Raw genomic sequence first — 20,804 nt, 5'->3', positions numbered from 1 at the left:
GCCTGCCATGTCCCCGACCGGGATGGCGGGCGCTGTGGCGTGCGGGGCCGCGGGTCAGAGCTTGAACAGGGCTCCGCGCCAGGTCCAGCCCGCGCCGAGGACCGCCTTCTGCAGGGGGGTCTTCATCTGCCGCGTGTCGAAGGAGAACTCCTCGACCATGCGGCGGCGGCCGTCGGGGCCCCGTTCGATCGTCCACTGCTTGGACACCGTCGTCACCTGACCGCGGCCGTACTCGGCTGACGTGGCCAGCTTGGGCGTGTCCCCGACCCAGGTGATCTCCAGCTGCTCGTCGAGCGCCCGCACCTCGTGGTTGCCGGGCACCAGGCGCATCCTGGTCTTGAGGGTCCGGTCCAGCCGGGACTGCAGGAAGAAGGAGCGCCAGGCCGGCTCCAGGACCCGCCACTCCGCCACCAGGTCCGCCTTCTCCGTCGGCCTCGCGTTCCGCACGACGTACGGCTTGTCCGGGCCGTTGACCGCGAGCAGCGCCTCCCGGACCTCCGAGGCGGACAGCGGCGCGACGCCGCGGTCCGGGTGGCGGGTGCCGGTGAACCTGTCCATCAGCCCCATGATCAGGCCCCCGTCCCGGTGTCGGGGCGGACCGTGCGCAGGAACTCCTGGAAGTCCGGGAGGACGTCGTCGTGCTGGGCGGCGGTGGCCGTCAGGATCGAGCGGACCAGCGCCCGCCTGTGCGGGTCCGTGACGTCCGTGAGGGCCATGTAGACCTGGGACTGGACGAGGTCGCGCCGTACGCCCGCGACGACGGCGGTCAAGGTCAGCCGCTGCGTCAGGCCGGGCGACTGCGCGGAGCCGATTTCGTGCCGGGTGGCCACCGTCACGGATTCGGCGGCCCCGAGCAGCTGCTGCACCGACGCGTCGGCGAGCTCCTCCATCGTCGTCTCGTCCCGCAGGAAGCCACCGTCGAGGGTGATGTTGGAGGTGAACCCGTCATCCGGCTGCGGGTACAGCGCGATGAAGGCCACCTCCGGCGCGCCGACCTCGTCCGGCGGCGCCGCCCGCCAGCCCTCCGGCAGGCTGAATTCGATGGGTACGGGCAGTGTGGTGGGCATCCGGGGCCTTCTTTCCGTATGGACGGGAAACGTACATCAGTCGAACCAGCCGCCGACGGTGTGCTTGACCGACCCGGCGGTGTCACCGATCGCGTGGGCGGCGTCACTGAAGGCATCGGTCACCTTGCCGGGGTCGACCGTGAACTCCCCGCCCACGGCGCCGCCGACACCGAGGGCCGCACCGACCTTGCCACCGAAGTGATATTTGCCGTCGTCGCCCTTGCCGAAGTCCCATTTCAGCTCCGCGCCCGCCGCGCCGTACCAGCCCTCCGCCGTACCGCCGGCGCCGATCCCGGCGACCTCGCCGCCGCCGGCCACGCTGGCCTTCCCCCCGGCGAACGCCTGGAACTTTCCATTGAAGCCCTCTTTGCCGAGCCCGACACCGGCCGAAGCCTCGGCGCCGGCGAAGACCTCGGTCCGCCCGTAGCCGCTGAGGGGCCCGTACTCGGCCTTGCCGCCGACGAGTTCGCGGATTCCCGCGGACGCCTCGGCCTTGGCGCTGAAGCCCTTGTTGGTGAACCCGTAGTTCGCGGTGCCCCTGGCGCCGCCGTAGACGTCGTACACCTCGGAGAAATGCACCCCGCCCTTGGTCGCCTCCCCCGCCTGGCTCAGGTGGAAGAGGTCGGCGTAGAGCTTGACCGAGCCCTCCTTGCCGTTCTTGACGCCGGTGAGTTTCAAGCCCGCGTCGGGCCCGGTGATCTTGAGGCCGTCGTCGGGCTTCTCGGCGTCGGGCTTCTCGGCCTTCTTCGCCTCCTGCGCGGCCTTCACGGCCTTCGTCAGATCGCCCTCCGCGCCCGCGTTGAACCCGGCGAGCGACATGTCGGCGCCCTTGCCCAGGGCGTCCTTGTTGCTGTCGACGACGCAGGCCTCAAGGGCCAGCTTGACGTTCTGGTCGAGCTCGGAGACGGCCTTGACCCGGTCGTCGATGTGCTGCTGCCACTTGGTGACGGCCGTGCGGACGGAGGCCTCACCGTCGGGGTCGTGGTGGTAGGCGCTGCGCTCGGAGGGCGTGAGCTTGCCCCAGTCGAAGGCGACGCGCCCCTCCTCGGAGACCGTCATGCCGGCGGCTATCGCATCGGCACGGGCGCTTTCCACCTTCTTCTTGAGGTCGGTGAACTTCTCGTGGGCGTCCCGCAGCAGGCTCCCGATCGCCTTGGCCTGGATCTGCGCGGCCGAGTACTCGTAGCGGGTGCCCGCGAAACCCGACTGTGCGGTACCGGAGCTGACACCGTTCCAGGTGTTGCCCATGGTGATCTTCTGTACGGAGTCGCCGTAGCGGGTCTCGACCTTGCCGAGCTCGCCCGCCATCGCCTCCCACTTGCCCGCGGCCGTCGACAGCAGACCCAGGTTCGTGGACATGACCTCGTGGTATTTCAGCACGGCAGCCCCCTAGAGACCGTTCAGCTTCGACTGCGCCGCGAACCGGTTGCGGATCCCGGTGTCATTGCCCGTGAAGAGGCCCGAGGCCCCGCGCAGCGCGCCCTTCTCCGCGTCCAGACGGGCCATCAGGTTCTTCACCTGCTGGTCCCACGTGTCCGCCACCTTTTTCAGGCCCGCTGCGGTGTCCCACCCGTCGAAGCCCTTGTGGGCGGCGTTGGTGGCCTCGTCCGCGTGCTCCGCGGCCTTCTTCGTGTTCGGCTGCAACTCGGTCTCGATCGTGCCCGCCGCCGCCTTCTTGTCCGCCGGCGACGAGGCGAAGTCGGCGGGCCCCTTGCCCGGGGCGAACGGCCCGTACACGGGCGGGGACGACGGCCCCGGACCCGATGGTTCCGGTGGCACGTGGTTCAGCCGCATGCCCACCTGCTGGTCCGCGCCGCCTGTGGCCGAACCCCACTCCTGATCGAAATCCCCTGCCATTTTTTGGCCTCCCCGTCGGCAAGAACCCGATCATATGCATGGCTCCTGTGCGTGCGAACAAGCCACCCGTGCATCCAACTCGCGCCAGGGCGGCGAAAAATGGGGCGCCGGCGCGGACGGGCTCGCCGACGCGGGTCGCTCGTGCGGGTGACCGCCGCCAGGGGACGGCCGGGAGGCGCCGCCGGGCTGCGGCGCGGGCCGGCCGGGCCGTGCCGGGGGACCGGCAGGGGACTTCGGACCGACCGGGCGCAGCGGTCCGCGAGGCCCGGCCCGGGTGTAGGCCGGACGGATCAACCGGGCCCGGCAAGGCCCCGGTTCAGGGCGGTGGCGTCTGGTAACTGTGGGGCCCATGCCGTCCCGAATGATGTTGGCCACTCTGCTGGGTGCCGCCCTGCTCGCGCCCGCCCCGCCCGCCGCCGCCGACGGGCGGACCGTCGAGTACCACGGGATGCGCCTCACCGTCCCCGCGGACTGGCGCGTCGTCGACCTCGACCGGAACCCCGAGGCCTGCCTGCGCCTCGACCTGCCCACCCTCTACCTCGGGCACGCCGGCAGCCAGGGCGAGTGCTCCGGCCGCGCCGTACGCAGCCGCGCCGACACCCTGCACCTGGAACCCCTCGACGGCGCCCCCGAGCGCGCCGACATCCCGACCCTGCGCACCGACGGGGCCGAGGTACCGCCCGCGCCGCCCGGCGACAGCCGCGAAGTGCGCTACGCCCTGCGCCACCCCGGGGTGATGGCCACCCTGTCGTACGGGAACAGCCCCGACGCCGTACGGGAACTCCTGGCACGGGCCCGTACGATCACCCCCGCCACCGCGGGCGCCCCGGCGGCCGACACCGTCAGCCCCGCAATGGTCCGGCGCCCCCTCACCGGCCAGCCGGCCTTCACCGGCACCGGCTTCGACGCCTGCACCGCCCCGACCCAGAGCGACATGGACACCTGGCGCGCCGATTCCCCCTTCCGCGCGGTCGGCATCTACATCGGCGGCCGCGCCCGGGCCTGCGCCCAGCCCCGGCTGACCTCCGGCTGGGTCCGGCACCAGGCCGAGGCGGGCTGGCACCTGATGCCGATCTGGGTCGGCCCGCAGCCCTGGGACAGCTCCAGCACCGGCCTGTCCACCGACCCCTCCGAAGCCAGCGACGAGGGTGTCGAAGCCGCCGACGGGGCGGTCGAGGCGGCCCGCTCGCTGGGCCTGGGCGCGAACACGGTGCTCTACAACGACCTGGAGCACTACACGGACCGCGACACCTGGGACGCCCCCGTCGTCGCCTACCTCACCGCCTGGACGGCACGGCTGCACGCGCTGGGCTACCGCTCGGCGGCCTACGTACACGCCGCGTCCGGGGTCCCGGCGCTGAGCGCCCACTACCACCAGGCCCCGCAGGACATGCCGGACGTGCTGTGGGTGGCCCGCTGGAACCTCTCCGCCTCGGTGACGGACGCCGACATGGGCCTGCCCGCCGGAGGCGCCCAGTGGCCCGGCCGGCGCCGCGCCCACCAGTTCCGCGGCGGCCACGACGCCACCTTCGGCGACGTCACGATCAACATCGACCGCAGCCGGCTCGACATCGACCCGGCCGCCTTCCCCCCGCTGCGACGCGGCCGGGACCTGATCCCGTTCACCTAGTGCTGTGGCAGGGAAGGTTTGCCGGGCGTCGCGACCCGGTGAACCTTTCCGGTCACAGCACCAGAGGCGGGTCATCCCTCGCGCGGCGGCTCGTCGTCGTTGCCGCGGCGCAGCGTGCGCACGGGATGGCCCGGGGTCCAGGTGCGGATCACCAGGTCGTCGCCCTCGACCGTGACGTGGACGACCTCCGTCAGGTCGGCGTGGAACAGGTGGAAGGGGTGCGGGGTCTGCGTCTCCTCCGCGTACCGGTGCAGCTCCGGCGGGTCCAGCAGCTCCAGCGCGCGCCCCGAGACCCGTGCGTCCCCGCCGGGCATCGACTCGTCCTCACCCGGGTTGGAGTGCAGGGCGAAACGCGGGTCGCGCCGGAGGTCCATGGCCTTCATCGAGCCGGGCATCATCCCGAGCCACAGCTCACCGCCGCGGATTTCGGCATTGAGCCCGCTCAGGCGCGGGGAGCCGTCCCGGCGCAGGGTGGCGAGGACGTGGTGGGGCCGCTGGGCGAAGCGGGCCCGGACGGCCTCCGCGAAGTCCGGGTCCGCCTTCTCGAGCGCTGCCCAGTTGTTCGTCGTCATACGCCCATCAAAGCGCGGCCCCCCGGCGGCCGCCGTTCAGGCGCACCGGCCCCGGCTCACGCGCCCGCGGGTCCGCGTTCCGCGGTGAGCGCCTCGATGTCGTCCAGCATCGCGGCGGCCAGATCGCGCTCACCGGCGTAGTACCGCTCGGCCCACTTGAGGGTGAGCGTGGGGAACGCCCAGGCCTCCTCGCCCCCGGCCGCCGCCGCGTCCGCTTCCGCGCGGCGGCGCATTTCCTCCGCGAACTCCCGGTGCCGGCCCAGTACGTCGCGCATCTGCGCCGGCTCCAGCAGATGGCCGAGCCACAGCCGCAGCATCGGCCCGTGCTTGAGCACCGGCGGATCGACGGGAGCCTGCTGCGCCCACTCCCGTACGGCCGCCATGCCGGTTTCGGTGATCCGGTACACGCGCTTGTCGCGGGCGCCGCCGTCCTCCTGGCCGATCCGGCGCGAGGAGGCGTAGCCGGCCTCCTCCAGGCGCCTCAGCTCGCTGTAGACCTGACTGAAAGACGGACTCCAGTAGAAGAAGCGCAAGGAGCGGTCGGCCCACTTCTTCACGTCGTAACCGGAGAGCTCCTGGCCGAAGGAGAGCAGTCCGAGCACCGCCCAGCCGGTGGCGGGCAGTGCGCGCTTGTTCGTCTCGTCTGGCACGCAGCGCAGTCTATGGCCGGTACGCGTCACGGCCCTTCCCCCTGCCGGGATATGACTGCTAGAAGTATGCCTATTAGAAACGAACAGGGGGGCTCCGTGGGCACGTTGGACGGGAAGGTCGTCGTCATCACCGGCGCCGCACGCGGCCAGGGCGCGGCGGAGGCCCGCATGTGCGCGGAAGCCGGCGCACGGGTCGTCGTCACAGACGTACGGGAGGACGAGGGCAGGACGGTCGCGAAGTCCCTCGGCGGCCAAGGGATCTTCGTACGGCACGACGTCGCCGACCCGGACGGCTGGGCGGCAGTCGTACGGGAGGCGGTCACCGCCTTCGGCACGGTCTCGGCGCTGGTCAACAACGCGGCGCTGTGGCGCACCGCCCACGTCGAGCAGCAGGGCCTCGCCGACTTCGAGGAACTGCTACGGGTCAACCTGCTCGGCCCGTTCCTCGGCATCCAGGCGGTGGCCCCGCTGCTGCGCGCCGCGTCAGGCGGCTCGATCGTCAACGTCTCCTCCACCGCCGGCCTGGTCGGGATACCCGGCCACGCGGCGTACGGCTCCACCAAGTTCGCCCTGCGCGGCCTGACCCGGTCGGCGGCGCTGGACCTGGCCGGCGACGGGATCCGCGTCAACTCGGTGCACCCGGGGGCCGTCGACACCCCGATGGTCGCCCGGGCCGTCGCGGGGCGGGACTGGTCGCACGTGCCGCTGGGGCGGATGGGGCGGCCGCAGGAGGTCGGGGAACTCGTCCGCTTCCTCTGCTCGGACGCCTCGTCGTACGTGACGGGCGCCGAGTTCGCGGTGGACGGCGGGATGACGGCCGGATGACCGGCGGCCCAGACCCCCTGTCCCCGGCCGCGCGGGCGCTGTGCGACGCGCTGGCGACGGGTTTCCCCGGCCCGGGCGACGTCGCGGCCCTGCGGGCGACGGCCGCCGGGGGCCGTTCCCGTCCCGGAGGCCCGGCCGTTTCCGGCGTCCACGACACGGACGCGGCGGGTGTTCCCGTACGGGTCTACGACCCCGCGCCGGGCGCGGCCGGGCGGCCGCTGGTCGTCTACTTCCACGGGGGCGGCTGGGTGATGTGCGGCCTGGACACCCACGACCCCGTGTGCCGGGCGCTGGCGGTGGCCTCCGGGGCGGTGGTCGTCTCCGCCGACTACCGCCTGGCCCCGGAGCACCCCTGGCCGGCGGCGCCGGACGACGCGCTGACGGTGCTGCTGTGGGCTCGCGCGCAGGCGGGCCGACTGGGCTGCGATCCGGGCCGGGTGACGGTGGCGGGGGATTCCAGCGGCGGCAACCTCGCGGCGGTGACCGCGCTGCGGGCGCCGGGCCTGGTCGCCGGGCAACTGCTCGTGTACCCGCCGCTGGACGCCTCGATGCGGTCGGGGTCCGTCGACCGCTACGGGCAGGGCTACTTCCACACCGCCGCGCACATGGCCTGGTACTGGGAGCAGTACGGCGGCGACCCGCAGCACCCGCACGTCTCACCGCTGCGGGCCGCCGACGTCTCGGGCCTCCCGCGCACCCTGCTGGTCCTCGCGGACTGCGACGTCCTGCGCGACGAGGGCCTCGCCCACGCCCGCCGTCTCGCGGCCGCGGGCGTCGACTGCGCCGTCCACCTCTACCCGGGCGTCTTCCACGGCTTCCTGGGCCTGCCCCTGCCCGCGGCCTCCTCGGCCCTCACGGCCGCCGCGGCCTGGCTCACGCGATAGGCGTCCCCGCCCGGGGGCGCGAATGCGGTGGCGGGGGCGGGGCTGCCCGTCTACTGCCGGGCGTCGCGACCCGTTGAACCTTCCCGGTCACAGCACTAGGGGCGGGCCGCACGTCCACTACGACGACCCTGTGGCGGCCCACCGGGCCGGCGTTCCTGGAGCGGTACCCGGTGCGGCGTGCCGGCGGCGAGACGATCCTGGAGCCGTGGGTCCCGGCGGAGGAACTGGACGAGTTCAACCGGCACATCGTCGGGCGCGTCGAGGTGGTGCGCGAGTTCCGCCGACGCGGGTGCGCAGGCCGCAGAATGGGGGGATGACTACGCAACCCCGCACCAGGGCGCGGTCCTTCGACGCCGCCGCCCCGCTGTACGCCGCCCACCGGCCCGGGTACCCCGGTGAGCTGTTCGATGCCCTGGAGGAGTTGGGCGGGCGGCCGCTGGAGGGGGCGCGGGTGGCCGATGTCGGGGCCGGGACCGGGATCGCCTCCGGGGCGTTGAGCGCGCGGGGCGCCGATGTCGTCGCCGTCGAGCCCGGCGACGGGATGGCCGCCGAGTTCCGCCGCGCGCACCCCCGTATACCGCTCGTCCGCGGGGACGGCGACCGGCTGCCCCTGGCCACCTCCGGGTTCGACCTCGTCACGTACGCCCAGGCCTGGCACTGGACCGACCCCGCGCGTTCCGTTCCCGAGGCCCGCCGCGTGCTGCGCCCCGGCGGCGCGCTCGCGCTGTGGTGGAACGACCTGGACTTCACCGTCCCCTGGATCGCCGAGCAGGACGCACGGATCGCGGCCTTCCTCGACGCCGCCCCGGGTGTCGCTCCCCGCGGGCTGCCGCCCGAGCTGGGGTTCACCACCCGTGAGATCCGATGGTCGCGCCGCGTCCCCCTGGACTCCCACCTCGCCAACCACGCCAGCCACTCCGTGTTCCTGATGCTGGGCGAAGCCGGCACCCGGGAGTTCCTGGACGCCGAACGGCCCCGCGTCGCGGCCCTGTTCCCCGACGGCGTCGTCGAGGAGCGGTACGTGGTCACGCTCGGCGTCAGCGTCCTGTGAGCGGCAGCCGCGCCTCCAGCACATCGGCGCGGCACTGCGACGGCGTGCCCCACGCGTCCCGCAGCGGGCGCGCCTTCCGCAGCCACAGGGACAGGTCCAGTTCCTCCGTGTAGCCGACCGCGCCGTGGACCTGGAGCGCGGTCATGGCCGCCGCGTACGCAGCCTCGCCCGCGGTGAGCTTCGCCGCCGCCACCTCGCCCCGCTCCAGCGACAGCGCCCCCGCCCACAGCAGCGGCCGCGCGAACTCCAGGGCCATGAGCGTGTCCGCCAGCCGGTGCTTGACCGCCTGGAAGCCGCCGATCGGCGTCCCGAACTGCGTGCGCTGCTTCGCGTACGCCACCGTGCGGGCCAGCAGCGCCTCACCCACGCCCAGGCACTGGGCCGCCGTCAGCAGGCGCGCCCACCCCAGCGCGGCCGCCGCCGCCTCCAGCACCCGGGGACCTTCCGCCAGCGGCTCCTCCTCGGCGACGGCGGGCCGGAACAGGCGCCGCGCCGGGTCCGTGGACGCAAGCCGTTCCCCCGCCGTCCGCGCCAGCCGCAGTTCGCCCGCCCGCGACACCCGGAACCGGCAGGCCGCCGCGTCCGCGTCCAGGGCGTACGGGCCCCCGCCCGGCAGCGTCAGCGTGGCGAGCACCTCACCGGCCAGCAGCCCCGGCAGGAAACGTTTCGCCAGCGTCCCGTCGCCCAGCCGGGACAGCAGCACCGCCACCGCCGCAGTCTCCACCGCCGGGCCCGGCATCCCCGACCGGCCCCACTCCACGAAGCCGAACGCCGTCTCCACCGGCAGCGGCCCCAGCCCGTCGTACGCCTCGTCTGCGGCCAGCGCGAACAGCCCCGTACCCGCGGCCCGGGCCCACACCGTCCGCCCGGGCCCGTGCTCGCCCGCGCCCCAGGCCCGTACCGCGGCCGGGACGTCCGCCGCGCCGAGCAGGGCGCGCAGCGTACGGGCGAAGTCGCGCTGCTCGTCGGTCGGCAGGAAGCGCATCAGCGGCGGCCCTTCGGGAGGCCGAGCAGCCGCTCGGCGATGATGTCGCGCTGGATCTCGTTCGTCCCGGCGTAGATCGGGCCGGCCAGGGAGAAGACCCACGGCTCGGCCCACGCCCCGTCCACCAGCTCCGCGTCCGCGCCCAGCAGGTCCAGCGCCGTCTCGTGGAGGGCGATGTCGTACTGGGACCAGAACACCTTGTTCAGGCTGGACTCGGCGCCGATGGTCTCGCCCGCCGCGAACCGGGCGGCATTGGCCCAGGTGAACAGCTCGTAGGCGCGCGCCCCGACCACCGCGTCCGCGACCCGGTCCCGCATCGCCGTGTCCCCGGGATCGCCGGCCGCCTCCCACAGCGACACCAGCCGGCCGGCCGCCGCCAGGAAGCGGCCCGGGGAGCGCAGGGTGAGCCCGCGTTCGTTGCCGGTCGTGGACATCGCGATCCGCCAGCCCTGTCCCGGCTCGCCGATCACGTCCTCGTCCGGGACGAACACCCGGTCGAGGAAGAGCTCCGCGAAGGCCGGTTTGCCGTCGAGCCGGCCGATGGGCCGCACCGTCACCCCGGGCGCCCGCAGGTCGAACATCAGGTAGGTCAGGCCCTGGTGCGGTTTCGCCGCACCCGCCTGCGACGCCTCCGACCGGAAGATCCCGAACGCCCGGTCCGCGAACGCCGCCCGGGAGGACCACGTCTTCTGCCCGGTCAGCAGCCAGCCGCCCTCCGTGCGCTCGGCCCGCGAAGTCAGCGAGGCCAGGTCGGAGCCGGCCTCCGGTTCCGACCAGGCCTGCGCCCAGATCACCTCGCCGCTCGCCATCGGCGGCAGCACCCTGGCCCGCTGCCGCTCCGTGCCGTGGGCCAGGAGCGTGGGGGCGAGCAGGCTGATGCCGTTCTGCGAGACGCGCCCGGGGGCGCCCGCGGCCCAGTACTCCTCCTCGAACACCAGCCAGCGCTCCAGGTCCACCCCCCGCCCGCCGTACTCCTCGGGCCAGGACACCACCGCCCAGCGGCCGCGGTGCAGCAGGGCCTCCCACGCCCGGTGCGCGGCGAAGCCCTCCGCCGTCTCCAGCGACGGCAGGGGTGAGGCGGGCACGTGGGCGGCGAGCCAGTCCCGGGCCTCGGCCCGGAAGGCCCGGACCCCGGCCGTGTGCGTCAGCTCCATCAGGCGTCCGCCTCCTCGCTTCCCTAACAAGTGTTAGGTAGGTTAACGTACGCTCATGAGCAGCGTCGAGGAGTCCGACCGAACCCCCCGGTACACCCCCGGGCACGGGCTGCTGGAGGACCGCGCCGCCGTCATCACCGCCGCGGCCGGCGCCGGCATCGGCGGCGCCACCGCCCGCCGCTTCCTGGAGGAGGGCGCCCGCGTCGTCATCGGCGACGCGCACGCCCGAAGGCTGGGGGAGGCCCAGAGCGCGCTCGCCGCCGAATTCGGGGCGGACCGGGTCACCTCCCTGCCCTGCGACGTCACCGACGAGGACCAGGTGCGCGCCCTGTTCGCACACGCGGAGCACGCCCACGGCCGCCTCGACATCGTCGTCAACAACGCCGGCCTCGGCGGCACCGCCGACCTCGTCGACATGGGCGACGACCAGTGGGGCCGCGTCCTCGACGTCACCCTGAACGGCACCTTCCGCTGCACTCGCGCCGCCCTGCGCTCCCTCAAGGCGGCCGGAAGCGGCGGCGTCATCGTCAACAACGCCTCCGTCGTCGGCTGGCGCGCCCAGCGCGGCCAGGCCCACTACGCCGCCGCCAAGGCCGGGGTGATGGCCCTGACCCGCTGCGCCGCGCTGGAGGCCGCGGAATTCGGCGTACGGGTCAACGCGGTCGCCCCGAGCCTGGCCATGCACCCGCACCTGGTGAAGGTCACCAGCGGGGAACTGCTCGCCGAACTCACCGCCCGAGAGGCGTTCGGCCGCTACGCCGAGCCGTGGGAGGTCGCCAACGTCATCGTGTTCCTGGCCAGCGGCTACTCCTCCTACATGACGGGCGAGACCGTCTCCGTCAGCAGCCAGCACGCCTAGTGCTGTGAACCTTCCCGGTCGCAGCACGAGACCGGCGCCCGGACCGACAATGGGCGCGTGCCAACGAACAAGAAGAAAACGCAGGTGACCGCATCGCCCGAGCGGCGCCGTGAACTCCTCGACACCGCAGCGGAGGTCTTCGCCGCACAGGGCTACAACGCCACCACCGTCCGCAAGATCGCCGACGCCGCCGGCATGCTCGCCGGCAGCCTCTACTACCACTTCGATTCCAAGGAATCGATGCTCGACGAGATCCTCTCCGCCTTCCTGAACGAGCTGTGGCAGGGCTACGACACCGTCCTCGCCGCCGGCCTCGGCCCCCGGGAGACCATCGAGGCCCTCGTCACCGAGTCCTTCCGCGAGATCGACCGGCACCGCGCCGCCGTCGCGATCTACCAGAAGGAGTCCCGCCACCTCTCGGCGCAGCCCCGCTTCCACTACCTGTCCGACTCCCAGCGCAAGTTCGAGGACGCCTGGCTGGGGACGCTGGAGCGCGGGGTGGCCGACGGCGTCTTCCGGGCCGACCTGGACATCCGCCTGACCTACCGCTTCGTACGCGACACGGTGTGGGTCGCGGCCTCCTGGTACCGGCCCGGCGGACAGCACAGCCCCGAGGAGATCGCCCGCCAGTACCTGTCGATGGTGCTGGACGGGATCGCCCTGCGAACCTGACCCGCCCCCGACCCCGAGGAGTCCCGATGCCCGAGGCCTACATAGTCGACGCGGTGCGCACGCCCGTGGGGCGGCGCGGGGGAGGCCTGTCGGCCGTCCACCCCGCCGACCTCGGCGCGCACGTCCTGCGGGCCCTGATGGAACGGTCCGGGGTGGACCCGGCGGCAGTGGAGGACGTCGTCTTCGGCTGCCTCGACACGGTCGGCCCCCAGGCGGGCGACATCGCCCGGACGGCGTGGCTCGCGGCCGGCCTGCCCGAGGAGGTGCCCGGCGTCACCGTCGACCGGCAGTGCGGCTCCTCGCAGCAGGCGGTGCACTTCGCGGCGCAGGGCGTGCTGTCCGGCACCCAGGACCTGGTCGTCGCGGGCGGGACGCAGAACATGTCGATGATCCCGATCGCCTTCGCCTCCCGGCAGGCGGCGCAGCCGCTCGGCCTCACCGAGGGGCCCTTCGCCGGCTCGGAGGGCTGGCGCGCCCGGTACGGGGACGCCCCGGTCGACCAGTTCCACGGCGCCGAGCTCATCGCCGCCAAATGGGGGATCTCGCGCCGGGACATGGAGGAGTTCGCCCTCCGCTCCCACCAGCGGGCCGTGCGGGCCGCCGGCGAAGGCCGCTTCGACCGGGAGATCGTCGCCTACGGGGACGTGGGCGCCGACGAGGGCCCGCGCCGGGACACCACGTTGGAGAAGATGGCGGCCCTCAGGCCCGTCGTGGAGGGCGGCACCATCACCGCGGCCGTCTCCTCCCAGGTCTCCGACGGCGCCGCCGCGATGCTGCTGGCCTCCGAGCGGGCGGTCTGCGCACACGGCCTGCGCCCGCGGGCCCGTGTCCACCACCTGTCGGTGCGCGGCGAGGACCCCATCCGGATGCTGTCGGCGCCGATCCCGGCGACGGCGTACGCGCTCAAGAAGACGGGGCTGTCACTGGACGACATCGACCTGGTGGAGATCAACGAGGCTTTCGCGCCGGTCGTCCTCGCCTGGCTCAAGGAGACGGGCGCCGACCCCGGCCGGGTCAACGTCAACGGGGGCGCCATCGCGCTGGGCCATCCGCTGGGCGCTACGGGCGTGAGGCTCATGACGACCCTCCTGCACGAGCTGGAGCGCACGGGCGGCCGCTACGGCCTCCAGACGATGTGCGAGGGCGGCGGCCAGGCCAATGTGACCATCATCGAGCGCCTGTAGGAGCCCAGCGGGGCGCCGGGGACACGGGTCACCCCATGGTGTTGACCGTCCCCGGGCGTCGTGTGCTAGCTTTGGAGGCGTTGCAGTTGTGGTACCCATGAAACTTATGTGCGCCTGACGGGATTGCTCCGACAGGCGCTTTTGTTTTTTACCGGGATCTCCGGATGGGGCCCTTGCCGCCTATTCAGGAGATTTAAAATGGCACTTGGCACCGTGAAGTGGTTCAACTCGGAAAAGGGCTTCGGCTTCATCGAGCAGGACGGTGGCGGCCCGGACGTCTTCGCCCACTACTCGAACATCGCCACCCAGGGCTTCCGTGAGCTCCAGGAGGGCCAGCGCGTGTCCTTCGACGTGACCCAGGGCCAGAAGGGCCCCCAGGCGGAGAACATCCTCCCCGCCAACTAAGTCTTTCAGCACGCCGGGGTCCGCACCGCGAGGTGCGGGCCCCGGCTTGTCTGCTGTTTCGACCTTTGTTTTACCTGCCGGTTTCAGGAGGGCTTTCTCGCATGACCAGCTCCAGCTCCGCACGACCCAGCCGCCGTCCCGTCCGGGGCCGAGGAGCGGCCCAGGGACGTCCGAAGGCTGGTGCGGGACGGCAGAAGTCCGCCCCCGCCGCCAGGCCCCAGGAATTCACCATGCCCGAACCGCTGACCCCGGCCCTGCCGCCGGTCGCCGCGTTCGAGGACATGGACATGCCCGAGGCGCTGCTGAAGACCCTCGCCGCCCAGGGCGTCACCGAGCCCTTCCCGATCCAGGCCGCGACCCTGCCGAACTCCCTCGCCGGCCGTGACCTGCTCGGCCGCGGCCGCACCGGCTCCGGCAAGACGCTTGCCTTCGGCCTGGCGCTCCTCGCCCGCACCGCCGGCCGTCGCGCGCAGCCGAAGGCGCCGCTCGCGCTGGTCCTCGTGCCGACCCGTGAACTCGCGCAGCAGGTCACCGACGCGCTGGCGCCGTACGCCACCGCCGTCAACCTGCGCATCGCCACCGTCGTCGGCGGCATGTCGATCAACCGGCAGTCCGGCGCCCTGCGGCGCGGCGCCGAGGTGCTCGTCGCCACCCCCGGCCGGCTCAAGGACCTCATCGACCGCGGAGACGCGATCCTCGACGAGGTCGCGATCACGGTCCTCGACGAGGCCGACCAGATGACCGACATGGGCTTCATGCCGCAGGTCACCGCGCTGCTCAAGCAGGTCCGGCCCGACGGCCAGACCATGCTGTTCTCCGCGACGCTGGACAAGAACATCGACAAGCTCGTCAAGATGTTCCTGACCGACCCGGTCGGCCACTCCGTCGACCCGTCGGCCGGCGCCGTCACCACGATGGAACACCACGTCCTGTACGTCATGGACGAAACCGACAAGAAGGCCGTGGCGACGCGCATAGCCGCCCGCGACGGCCGGGTGATCATGTTCGTGGACACCAAGCGGGGTGTCGACCGCATGGTCAAGAAGCTCCTGGCCGACGGCGTCCGCGCCTCCGGCCTGCACGGCGGCCGCTCCCAGCCGCAGCGCAACCGGACCCTGGACTGGTTCAAGACGGGCGAGGTCACCGCGCTCGTCGCCACCAACGTGGCCGCGCGCGGCATCCACATCGACGACCTGGACCTCGTCGTCAACGTGGACCCCCCCACCGACCACAAGGACTACCTGCACCGCGGCGGCCGTACCGCCCGCGCCGGTGAGTCCGGCAGCGTCGTCACCCTGGTCCTGCCCGACCAGAAGCGCGACATGACCCGCCTGATGTCGGACGCCGGGATCTCCCCGCGTACCGCGCAGATCAAGTCCTCCGACGAGGAGCTGTCCCGCCTGACCGGCGCCAAGACGCCGTCCGGCGTCCCGGTGGTGCTGGAGGTGCCGCAGCCCGCGCAGCCCAAGGCGCGTTCCGGCTCGGGCCGCCGTTCGGGCGGACCCCGCACGGGTTCCGCCGCAGGCGCGGCTCCGTCCGCCGGTGGTGGCCGCGGCCGCCGCTCCGGTGGCGCCGGCGTCGGCCAGGCTCCCGCGGCCGGGTCGGGCCAGGCCCGCCGCGGCCAGGCCGCCGGGCAGGGCTCCGGTTCCGGCGAGCGCGGCCGGCGTACCGGTGGCGGCGCCTCCGGCGGCGCGGCGGCGGCTTCGGCGCGCAGCCGCGTCGGTGGCGCGGGCCAGGGCCGGCGCCGGTCGGCCTGATCCGGCCGGAAATACCCCGCTACGCCGGGCGGCGCGCAGTGTGCGCGCCGCCCGGCGTAGCCGTTCCTACGACCTGACCAGCCGGCTCCGCAGCCTCGCCAGGGTCCGCAGGTCCAGGCCGAGGCCGTCGGTCAGGTAACCGTGGAAGCCGCCGTAGTCCGCCTCCAGCCGGGCGGTCGCGGCGTCCAGGTAGTCCTGGCGGACCTCCTGGAGCGGGATCAGCAGGTCCGGGTCCTGCATCCGGCCCGACTGCTCGAGGCCCGCCCGCACCTGGGCGTCGTAGGCCGCGCGGAAGGTGTTCGAGGCCAGGTAGTCCCGCCCGGCGCTGCTCTCGGGAACGCCGAGCGCCCGCAGCAGTACGTAACTCACCCAGCCGGTACGGTCCTTGCCCGACGTGCAGTGGTACAGCAGCGGCCCCGTGCCCCCCGCGATCTCCCGCAGCGTCGCCGCGAACTGCGCCCGGTTCTCGGGGCCGGTCACGAACGTCCGGTAGATGTCGCGCATGTAGGCCTCGGCGCGGCCGCCGCCGAGCATCTGCTCCTGCTTGACGGGGTCGCCGCTGGAGATGGCGGTGAGCAGGGTCGCGTACAGGCCGAGGTCGCTGACCGGGCGCGAGGTGGGGGTGAGCCCCGCGGGCAGCCGGTCGGCGCCGTCGTATTGGACCTCCAACGGGACGCGGAAGTCGACGGCCTTCGTGAGGCCGAGGCCGGAGACGGTGGTGAGGTCCGCGGCGGTCAGCTTGTTCAGCGCGTCGGAGCGGTAGACCAGCCCCTGGCGGACCTGGCCGCCGGTGTAGGTGCGGTAGCCCCCCAGGTCACGGAAGTTGACCGCGCCCTGGAGGGGGACCTGACGGATCGTTTCGGCCACGGCCGGCTGGTGGCGCCCTGGGCGGACGGGCACCTGCGCGGCGGAGGCGGCGGTGGCGGACACGGTGGTGACGACGAGGGCGCAGGTGAGGACCGCCGTCATCAGGCGGATACGGACACGGCTCATCGGGGCGGCTCCTGGGACGAGGAGGAGGAAGGGTGGTCACCCCGGTGGGGGCTGGGCTCCGGGCGCGTGCAGTCGTACGAGTGCGCTCTGTGCCTCGGCCATGACCCGGCCGACGAGCTCCGCGCAGGACGGGAGGTCCTCGATCACCCCCGCGACCTGCCCGGATGCCATGACACCGAGGTCCGTGCGGCCCTCGACCATGGACGCTTTGAGGAGCATCGGGGTGTTCGCGGCGAGCAGGACCTGGCTCCAGGACAGGTCCTTGCCGTGCTTCATCGCCAGCCCGTCGCGCACCATCCGCGACCAGGACAGCCCCGACAGCTTGCGGAAGCCGGCCGCGTGCCGCACCGCCCGGGCCAGCACCCGGGCGCGGCCCGCCCGCTCCAGCGAATCGACCAGCTCGCTGCGCAGCATCCGGTGCGGCAGCCCGTCGACGGCCGTGGTGACGGTGACGTCGTTGACGCCCGCCTTGAGGTACTCGGCCTTCACGGCGTCCGGGACGGTCGAATCGGAGGTCAGCAGGAAGCGGGTGCCCATCGCGATGCCCGCCGCCCCGTACGCGAGGGCCGCGACCAGGCCCCGGCCGTCGTGGAAGCCGCCCGCCGCGACCACCGGGACGTCCACGGCGTCGACCACCTGCGGCAGCAGGACGGTCGTGGCCACCTTGCCCGTGTGCCCGCCGCCCTCACCGCCCTGCACGATCACCGCGTCCGCGCCCCAGGCCGCGACCTTCTCCGCGTGCCGGCGGGCCCCGACCGACGGGATGACGACCACACCCGCGTCCTTGAGCCGGGTGATCAGCTCCCGAGACGGCGCGAGGGCGAAGGACGCGACCCGCACCCCCTCGTCGATGATCAGCCGGGCCCGCTCGGCGGCGTCGCCGGCGTCGGCGCGCAGATTGACCCCGAAGGGCGCGTCCGTACGGGACTTCACCTCGCGGACCGCGGCCCGCAGTTCACCGAGCGTCATCGTCGCCGACGCCAGGATCCCCAGCGCTCCCGCGTTCGCCGACGCCGACACCAGCCGAGGCCCGGCCACCCACCCCATGCCGGTCTGCACGATCGGGTACCGGACCCCGACCAGCGCGGTCAATGCCGTCTCCATCGCCTCAGACCCGCACTTCCCGCTCGCGCAGGCCCGCGGGGTCGATCACCTCGCGGATCAGGCGCAGCTCCTCGGCGCCCGGCTCCCTCGTGTACGGGACGTCGCCGGGCACCTCCAGCGCGAAACCGGTGGAGTCCCGGACCTGTTCGACGGTGACCCCGGGGTGGAGGGAGGCCAGGCGCATCGAGCGGTCGGGGGTCTCGAAGTCGAAGACGCCGAGATCGCTGACCACCCGGGGCAGACGGTGGAAACGCGTCACCCCGGCCGCCTCGGCACGGTCGTGGCCGACGCCGCTGACCATGTCGACGCGCTCGACGAAGACCCGTGCCGAGTGCCGCGGGATCCAGTAGCTCACCGGGTTGTTCAAGGTGTTGACGGGCGCGCCCCGCACCCCCAGGAGCTGGCGGGCGGGCCGCTCCCAGTCCCCGATGCAGGAGATGTTCTGGTTGCCGAAGCGGTCGATCTGGCTGGCGCCCATCATCACGTGGCGCCTGCCGCCGGTGACCATGGCGAGGTGACGGCGGTACGGCAGCCAGCCCTCCACCGTGCCGTCGAGCCCGACGAGCATCGCCTCGCCGTCGGTCAGGAGCAGGTCGGGGGAGAAGGTCCGCTTCGCGAGCCGCGCGCCGACGGAAGGGACGAGCCCCATGGGGCTGGCGAGGACCTCGCCGTCGCCGCGCCAGGCCTCGGCGCAGGCGATCACACAGTATTCGGCGCGGGTCGGCTCACTGTTCACCGCTGCTGCTCCTCGTGCCAGGCCTGGACGGCCGACTGGTAGGCGTGCTCGCCCGGACCGGACAGGAAGCGGGCGGCGAACTCGGGCCAGGGGGTGGACGCGTACAGCTTCTGGAAGGACTCGTCACGGCCGTAGTCGGGGACGCAGGAGGTGAAGTGCGCCCCGTTGGGGGTCTCCACGACGCCGGTGACGCTGTGGCGGCTGACGAGCAGGGACTGCGGGGGCCCTGACTTGGCGAGGTCGGCGCTCTCCACCAGCTGCTCGCAGGAGACGTACGCCGCGTCGGCGGCCTCGCAGAACAGGTCGTCGAAGTAGGGGTCGGGGCCCAGGTACTGGGCGTTGCCGAGGCGGTCGGCGCGGTTGAGGTGGACCAGGGCCGCGTCCATGCGCAGCGCCGGGACGGCGACGAACTCCTCGCCGTCGGCGTAGGGGGAGGTCACGGTCCGCAGCTCGGGGTTGACGCGCATCACGTCGGACCCGAGACCGGCGCGCACGGGCAGGAACGGCAGCCGGTTCGCGGCGGCGTGCAGGCCCCACATGAACATCGCCTCGTCCAGCTCCGTCAGCGCGAACGCACCCCGCTCGCGGGCGGCCCGGAAATGCGGCTCCAGGGGGATCGAGTCGAGGGTGGCGAAGGGGGCGACGAGGCGGCGGATCCGCCCGGCGGCGGCCAGCAGCCCGACGTCCGGGCCGCCGTACGAGACGACGGTGAGGTCGGTGACCTCGGAGCGCAGCAGTGCCCGCACCAGCGCCATGGGCTTGCGCCGCGAACCCCAGCCGCCGATGCCGAGCGTCATCCCGCTGCGCAGCCGCCCCACCACGTCCTCGGGGGTCATCGACTTGTCGGTCATGCGTCCCGCCCCTTCCCGAAGGAGTCGCGGACCCGGTCGGCGACCCCGCTGAGATTGGCCTCGAAGGTGAACCCCTGCTCGAATCGGTAGCTGCGCCGCACGTCGACGGGGTCGATGCCGTTGATGGCCGCCTTGGCCAGCCGGATCAGGTAGCCGTCCTTGCGCGCGATCTCCGCCGCCAGCTCCAGGGCGGCGGCGCGGACCTCCGCGCGCGGGACCACCTTCCACACCGAGCCGTGCGCGTGCAGCTCGGCCGCCGACGCGGTACGGGAGGTGTAGTACAGGGCCCGCATCAGGTGCTGGGGGACCAGGCGGGCCAGATGGGTGGCCGCGCCGAGCGCGCCCCGGTCCAGCTCGGGCAGGCCGAAGGCGGCGTCGTCGGAGGCGACGATCGCGTCCGCGTTCCCGGCCAGGCCGATCCCGCCGCCGAGGCAGAAGCCGTGGACGGCGGCCACCACCGGCACCTCGCACTCGTACACGGCGGCGAAGGCCTCGTAGCAGCCGCGGTTGGCGCCGATGAGGGAGCCGTGGCCGCGGTCGCGCTGCATCTCCTTGATGTCGACGCCGGCGTTGAAGCCCCGGCCTTCGGCGGCGAGGACGACGCAGCGGACGGCGGGGTCGCGGCCGGCCGCGCGCAGGGCGTCGGCGAGTTCGTACCAGCCGGCGACCGGAAGGGCGTTGACGGGCGGGAAGTCGACGGTGACCAGTGCGATGCCCTTGTCGGGGCTGGAGGTGGAGACACCCATGGGCGGATCAGCTACCTTTCCACCAAACATTTGTTAGGCGAGGAAGGTAGCAGCCGATGGAGCTCAAGGGGAGGGTGGCCGTCGTCACCGGCGGAACCCGGGGCGTCGGCGCGGGCATCGCGCGTGCGTTCCTCGCGGCGGGCGCGCGGGTCGTCGTCTGCGCGCGCCGACCACCGGAGCGGCCCGTCGAGGAAGGCGGCCTGCGGGCCTCCTTCACCGCCGTCGACCTGCGCGAACCCGGCGCCGTCCAGGAGCTGTTCGAGGCGGTCGCCGACCGGTACGGGCGACTGGACTGCCTGGTCAACAACGCGGGCGGGACCCCGTACCGGCTGCTGGGGGAAGGGGACGCGGCACGCCACGCCCGGGTCGTCGAACTGAACCTCCTGGCCCCGATGACGGCTTCGCTCGCCGCCTACCCGTGGCTGCGGGCCTCCCGGGGCTCGGTCGTGATGATCGGCAGCGTGAGCGGCACGCGGCCTTCCCCGGGCACGGCCGCCTACGGGGCGGCGAAGGCCGGGCTGGAGAACCTCGCCCGCTCCATGGCCGTCGAGTGGGCCCCCGAGGTACGGGTGAACTCGCTGGTCCCCGGCATGGTGCGGACCGAACTCGCGCACCTGCACTACGGGGACGAAGCGGGCGTCCGGGCGGTCGCCGAAACCGTACCGCTGGGGCGACTGGCGGAACCGTCCGACATCGGGGCGGCGGCGGTGTTCCTGGCCTCCGACCGGGCGGCGTACGTGAGCGGGGCGAGCCTGCTGGTGCACGGCGGCGGGGAGCGGCCCGCCTTTCTGGACGCGGCAACCGTCAACAAGGAGGACTGAG

General features: G+C 73.3%; 24 protein-coding genes. 11 read left to right on the top strand and 13 right to left on the bottom strand.

The genetic code is table 11. The annotated features are described in order from the left end of the window. Positions 1-54: 54 nt before the first annotated feature. From IE207_RS01065 to IE207_RS01050, 4 genes are read right to left on the bottom strand one after another with little or no spacing between them, the layout of a single operon-like run. Entirely contained in the window at positions 55-558 is a 504-nt protein-coding gene (locus IE207_RS01065; RefSeq protein WP_308433539.1) for a hypothetical protein, read from the bottom strand. 11 nt (positions 559-569) lie between these two features. Then, the gene (locus tag IE207_RS01060) at positions 570-1,067 is read right to left on the bottom strand and encodes a hypothetical protein (RefSeq protein WP_190182075.1); all 498 of its coding nucleotides are present in this window, start codon (positions 1,065-1,067) and stop codon (positions 570-572) included. Positions 1,068-1,103: 36 nt separating this feature from the next. Then, positions 1,104-2,426 carry a hypothetical protein gene (locus IE207_RS01055; RefSeq protein ID WP_229873223.1) on the bottom strand — a complete coding sequence of 441 codons (1,323 nt, stop codon included), beginning with the start codon at positions 2,424-2,426 and terminating at the stop codon, positions 1,104-1,106. A gap of 30 nt (positions 2,427-2,456) precedes the next feature. Next, positions 2,457-2,924 carry a hypothetical protein gene (locus IE207_RS01050; protein WP_190182073.1) on the bottom strand — a complete coding sequence of 156 codons (468 nt, stop codon included), beginning with the start codon at positions 2,922-2,924 and terminating at the stop codon, positions 2,457-2,459. Positions 2,925-3,285: 361 nt separating this feature from the next. Here IE207_RS01050 and IE207_RS01045 point away from each other — a divergent pair, with 361 nt between their 5' ends. After that, positions 3,286-4,554, top strand: a complete 1,269-nt coding sequence (locus IE207_RS01045) for a DUF1906 domain-containing protein (RefSeq protein ID WP_190182072.1) — start codon at positions 3,286-3,288, stop codon at positions 4,552-4,554. Between the two features lie 71 nt (positions 4,555-4,625). On the opposite strand, the gene IE207_RS01040 is transcribed toward IE207_RS01045, so the two are convergent. Both IE207_RS01040 and IE207_RS01035 read right to left on the bottom strand, forming a co-directional pair. Next, entirely contained in the window at positions 4,626-5,126 is a 501-nt protein-coding gene (locus IE207_RS01040) for a pyridoxamine 5'-phosphate oxidase family protein (protein WP_190182071.1), read from the bottom strand. A 56-nt stretch (positions 5,127-5,182) separates the two neighbouring features. Continuing rightward, on the bottom strand, positions 5,183-5,776 hold the full coding sequence (locus IE207_RS01035) for a PadR family transcriptional regulator (protein WP_190182070.1): 594 nt from the start codon (positions 5,774-5,776) through the stop codon (positions 5,183-5,185). A 66-nt stretch (positions 5,777-5,842) separates the two neighbouring features. Here IE207_RS01035 and IE207_RS01030 point away from each other — a divergent pair, with 66 nt between their 5' ends. The 4 genes from IE207_RS01030 to IE207_RS01015 all read left to right on the top strand — a co-directional run bounded on the left by IE207_RS01030 (position 5,843) and on the right by IE207_RS01015 (position 8,536). Then, a complete protein-coding gene (locus IE207_RS01030; RefSeq protein WP_190182069.1) occupies positions 5,843-6,601 on the top strand; it encodes an SDR family NAD(P)-dependent oxidoreductase in 759 nt (252 codons plus the stop codon). Further along, positions 6,598-7,485 (top strand): alpha/beta hydrolase, encoded by an 888-nt coding sequence (locus tag IE207_RS01025; protein ID WP_190182068.1) that lies wholly within the window; start codon positions 6,598-6,600, stop codon positions 7,483-7,485. The genes IE207_RS01030 and IE207_RS01025 overlap by 4 nt, the downstream gene beginning before the upstream one ends. A 170-nt stretch (positions 7,486-7,655) precedes the next feature. Then, positions 7,656-7,802 (top strand): hypothetical protein, encoded by a 147-nt coding sequence (locus IE207_RS01020; RefSeq protein WP_229873219.1) that lies wholly within the window; start codon positions 7,656-7,658, stop codon positions 7,800-7,802. Continuing rightward, a complete protein-coding gene (locus IE207_RS01015) occupies positions 7,799-8,536 on the top strand; it encodes a class I SAM-dependent methyltransferase (RefSeq protein ID WP_190182067.1) in 738 nt (245 codons plus the stop codon). Before IE207_RS01020 ends, IE207_RS01015 begins: the two co-directional genes overlap by 4 nt. Here IE207_RS01015 and IE207_RS01010 read toward each other — a convergent pair. After that, the gene (locus IE207_RS01010) at positions 8,523-9,521 is read right to left on the bottom strand and encodes an acyl-CoA dehydrogenase family protein (RefSeq protein ID WP_190182066.1); all 999 of its coding nucleotides are present in this window, start codon (positions 9,519-9,521) and stop codon (positions 8,523-8,525) included. The two genes, IE207_RS01015 and IE207_RS01010, sit on opposite strands and share 14 nt — an antisense overlap. Next, the gene (locus IE207_RS01005; RefSeq protein ID WP_190182065.1) at positions 9,521-10,675 is read right to left on the bottom strand and encodes an acyl-CoA dehydrogenase family protein; all 1,155 of its coding nucleotides are present in this window, start codon (positions 10,673-10,675) and stop codon (positions 9,521-9,523) included. Before IE207_RS01005 ends, IE207_RS01010 begins: the two co-directional genes overlap by 1 nt. A 55-nt stretch (positions 10,676-10,730) precedes the next feature. Here IE207_RS01005 and IE207_RS01000 point away from each other — a divergent pair, with 55 nt between their 5' ends. From IE207_RS01000 to IE207_RS00980, 5 genes are all read left to right on the top strand, one after another. Further along, a complete protein-coding gene (locus IE207_RS01000) occupies positions 10,731-11,534 on the top strand; it encodes an SDR family oxidoreductase (protein WP_190182064.1) in 804 nt (267 codons plus the stop codon). 57 nt (positions 11,535-11,591) lie between these two features. After that, a complete protein-coding gene (locus tag IE207_RS00995; RefSeq protein WP_190182063.1) occupies positions 11,592-12,206 on the top strand; it encodes a TetR/AcrR family transcriptional regulator in 615 nt (204 codons plus the stop codon). A 26-nt stretch (positions 12,207-12,232) separates the two neighbouring features. Continuing rightward, the gene (locus IE207_RS00990; protein WP_190182062.1) at positions 12,233-13,390 is read left to right on the top strand and encodes an acetyl-CoA C-acetyltransferase; all 1,158 of its coding nucleotides are present in this window, start codon (positions 12,233-12,235) and stop codon (positions 13,388-13,390) included. Between the two features lie 198 nt (positions 13,391-13,588). Beyond that, positions 13,589-13,795 carry a cold-shock protein gene (locus tag IE207_RS00985; protein WP_030707191.1) on the top strand — a complete coding sequence of 69 codons (207 nt, stop codon included), beginning with the start codon at positions 13,589-13,591 and terminating at the stop codon, positions 13,793-13,795. A 101-nt stretch (positions 13,796-13,896) separates the two neighbouring features. Beyond that, the gene (locus tag IE207_RS00980) at positions 13,897-15,552 is read left to right on the top strand and encodes a DEAD/DEAH box helicase (RefSeq protein WP_229873217.1); all 1,656 of its coding nucleotides are present in this window, start codon (positions 13,897-13,899) and stop codon (positions 15,550-15,552) included. A gap of 66 nt (positions 15,553-15,618) precedes the next feature. Here the strand turns inward: IE207_RS00980 and IE207_RS00975 are convergent, their stop codons facing one another. From IE207_RS00975 to IE207_RS00955, 5 genes are read right to left on the bottom strand one after another with little or no spacing between them, the layout of a single operon-like run. Continuing rightward, positions 15,619-16,545: a tyrosine-protein phosphatase gene (locus IE207_RS00975; protein ID WP_229873215.1), complete on the bottom strand. Its 927-nt coding sequence runs from the start codon at positions 16,543-16,545 to the stop codon at positions 15,619-15,621. Between the two features lie 36 nt (positions 16,546-16,581). Continuing rightward, positions 16,582-17,649, bottom strand: a complete 1,068-nt coding sequence (locus tag IE207_RS00970; protein ID WP_190182060.1) for an NAD(P)H-dependent flavin oxidoreductase — start codon at positions 17,647-17,649, stop codon at positions 16,582-16,584. A 4-nt stretch (positions 17,650-17,653) separates the two neighbouring features. Next, complete coding sequence (locus tag IE207_RS00965) at positions 17,654-18,385, bottom strand: CoA-transferase subunit beta (protein WP_229873213.1); 732 nt, start codon at positions 18,383-18,385, stop codon at positions 17,654-17,656. Further along, positions 18,382-19,236 (bottom strand): CoA transferase subunit A, encoded by an 855-nt coding sequence (locus tag IE207_RS00960; RefSeq protein WP_190182059.1) that lies wholly within the window; start codon positions 19,234-19,236, stop codon positions 18,382-18,384. The genes IE207_RS00965 and IE207_RS00960 overlap by 4 nt, the downstream gene beginning before the upstream one ends. Then, positions 19,233-19,982: an enoyl-CoA hydratase family protein gene (locus IE207_RS00955; protein WP_190182058.1), complete on the bottom strand. Its 750-nt coding sequence runs from the start codon at positions 19,980-19,982 to the stop codon at positions 19,233-19,235. Before IE207_RS00955 ends, IE207_RS00960 begins: the two co-directional genes overlap by 4 nt. Before the next feature lie 56 nt (positions 19,983-20,038). On the opposite strand from IE207_RS00955, the gene IE207_RS00950 reads away from it, so the two are divergent. Then, positions 20,039-20,803, top strand: coding sequence for an SDR family oxidoreductase (locus tag IE207_RS00950; RefSeq protein WP_190182057.1), 765 nt, complete (start codon positions 20,039-20,041; stop codon positions 20,801-20,803). Position 20,804 lies beyond the last annotated feature (1 nt).

Source organism: Streptomyces cirratus (assembly GCF_014650775.1).
Classification (GTDB): Bacteria; Actinomycetota; Actinomycetes; order Streptomycetales; family Streptomycetaceae; genus Streptomyces; species Streptomyces cirratus.
This window is presented reverse-complemented; position numbering and strand designations above follow the sequence as displayed.

Coding starts and splice junctions, on each gene's coding strand:
- IE207_RS01025 (WP_190182068.1), top strand. CDS start 6,598: ATGACCGGCGGCCCAGACCCCCTGTCCCCGGCCGCGCGGGCGCTGTGC.
- IE207_RS01065 (WP_308433539.1), bottom strand. CDS start 558: ATGGACAGGTTCACCGGCACCCGCCACCCGGACCGCGGCGTCGCGCCG.
- IE207_RS01045 (WP_190182072.1), top strand. CDS start 3,286: ATGATGTTGGCCACTCTGCTGGGTGCCGCCCTGCTCGCGCCCGCCCCG.
- IE207_RS01055 (WP_229873223.1), bottom strand. CDS start 2,426: ATGTCCACGAACCTGGGTCTGCTGTCGACGGCCGCGGGCAAGTGGGAG.
- IE207_RS00975 (WP_229873215.1), bottom strand. CDS start 16,545: ATGAGCCGTGTCCGTATCCGCCTGATGACGGCGGTCCTCACCTGCGCC.
- IE207_RS01005 (WP_190182065.1), bottom strand. CDS start 10,675: ATGGAGCTGACGCACACGGCCGGGGTCCGGGCCTTCCGGGCCGAGGCC.
- IE207_RS00970 (WP_190182060.1), bottom strand. CDS start 17,649: ATGGAGACGGCATTGACCGCGCTGGTCGGGGTCCGGTACCCGATCGTG.
- IE207_RS00980 (WP_229873217.1), top strand. CDS start 13,897: ATGACCAGCTCCAGCTCCGCACGACCCAGCCGCCGTCCCGTCCGGGGC.
- IE207_RS01040 (WP_190182071.1), bottom strand. CDS start 5,126: ATGACGACGAACAACTGGGCAGCGCTCGAGAAGGCGGACCCGGACTTC.
- IE207_RS01060 (WP_190182075.1), bottom strand. CDS start 1,067: ATGCCCACCACACTGCCCGTACCCATCGAATTCAGCCTGCCGGAGGGC.
- IE207_RS01050 (WP_190182073.1), bottom strand. CDS start 2,924: ATGGCAGGGGATTTCGATCAGGAGTGGGGTTCGGCCACAGGCGGCGCG.
- IE207_RS01030 (WP_190182069.1), top strand. CDS start 5,843: ATGCCTATTAGAAACGAACAGGGGGGCTCCGTGGGCACGTTGGACGGG.
- IE207_RS00985 (WP_030707191.1), top strand. CDS start 13,589: ATGGCACTTGGCACCGTGAAGTGGTTCAACTCGGAAAAGGGCTTCGGC.
- IE207_RS00955 (WP_190182058.1), bottom strand. CDS start 19,982: ATGGGTGTCTCCACCTCCAGCCCCGACAAGGGCATCGCACTGGTCACC.
- IE207_RS00990 (WP_190182062.1), top strand. CDS start 12,233: ATGCCCGAGGCCTACATAGTCGACGCGGTGCGCACGCCCGTGGGGCGG.
- IE207_RS00960 (WP_190182059.1), bottom strand. CDS start 19,236: ATGACCGACAAGTCGATGACCCCCGAGGACGTGGTGGGGCGGCTGCGC.
- IE207_RS01010 (WP_190182066.1), bottom strand. CDS start 9,521: ATGCGCTTCCTGCCGACCGACGAGCAGCGCGACTTCGCCCGTACGCTG.
- IE207_RS01015 (WP_190182067.1), top strand. CDS start 7,799: ATGACTACGCAACCCCGCACCAGGGCGCGGTCCTTCGACGCCGCCGCC.
- IE207_RS01000 (WP_190182064.1), top strand. CDS start 10,731: ATGAGCAGCGTCGAGGAGTCCGACCGAACCCCCCGGTACACCCCCGGG.
- IE207_RS00950 (WP_190182057.1), top strand. CDS start 20,039: ATGGAGCTCAAGGGGAGGGTGGCCGTCGTCACCGGCGGAACCCGGGGC.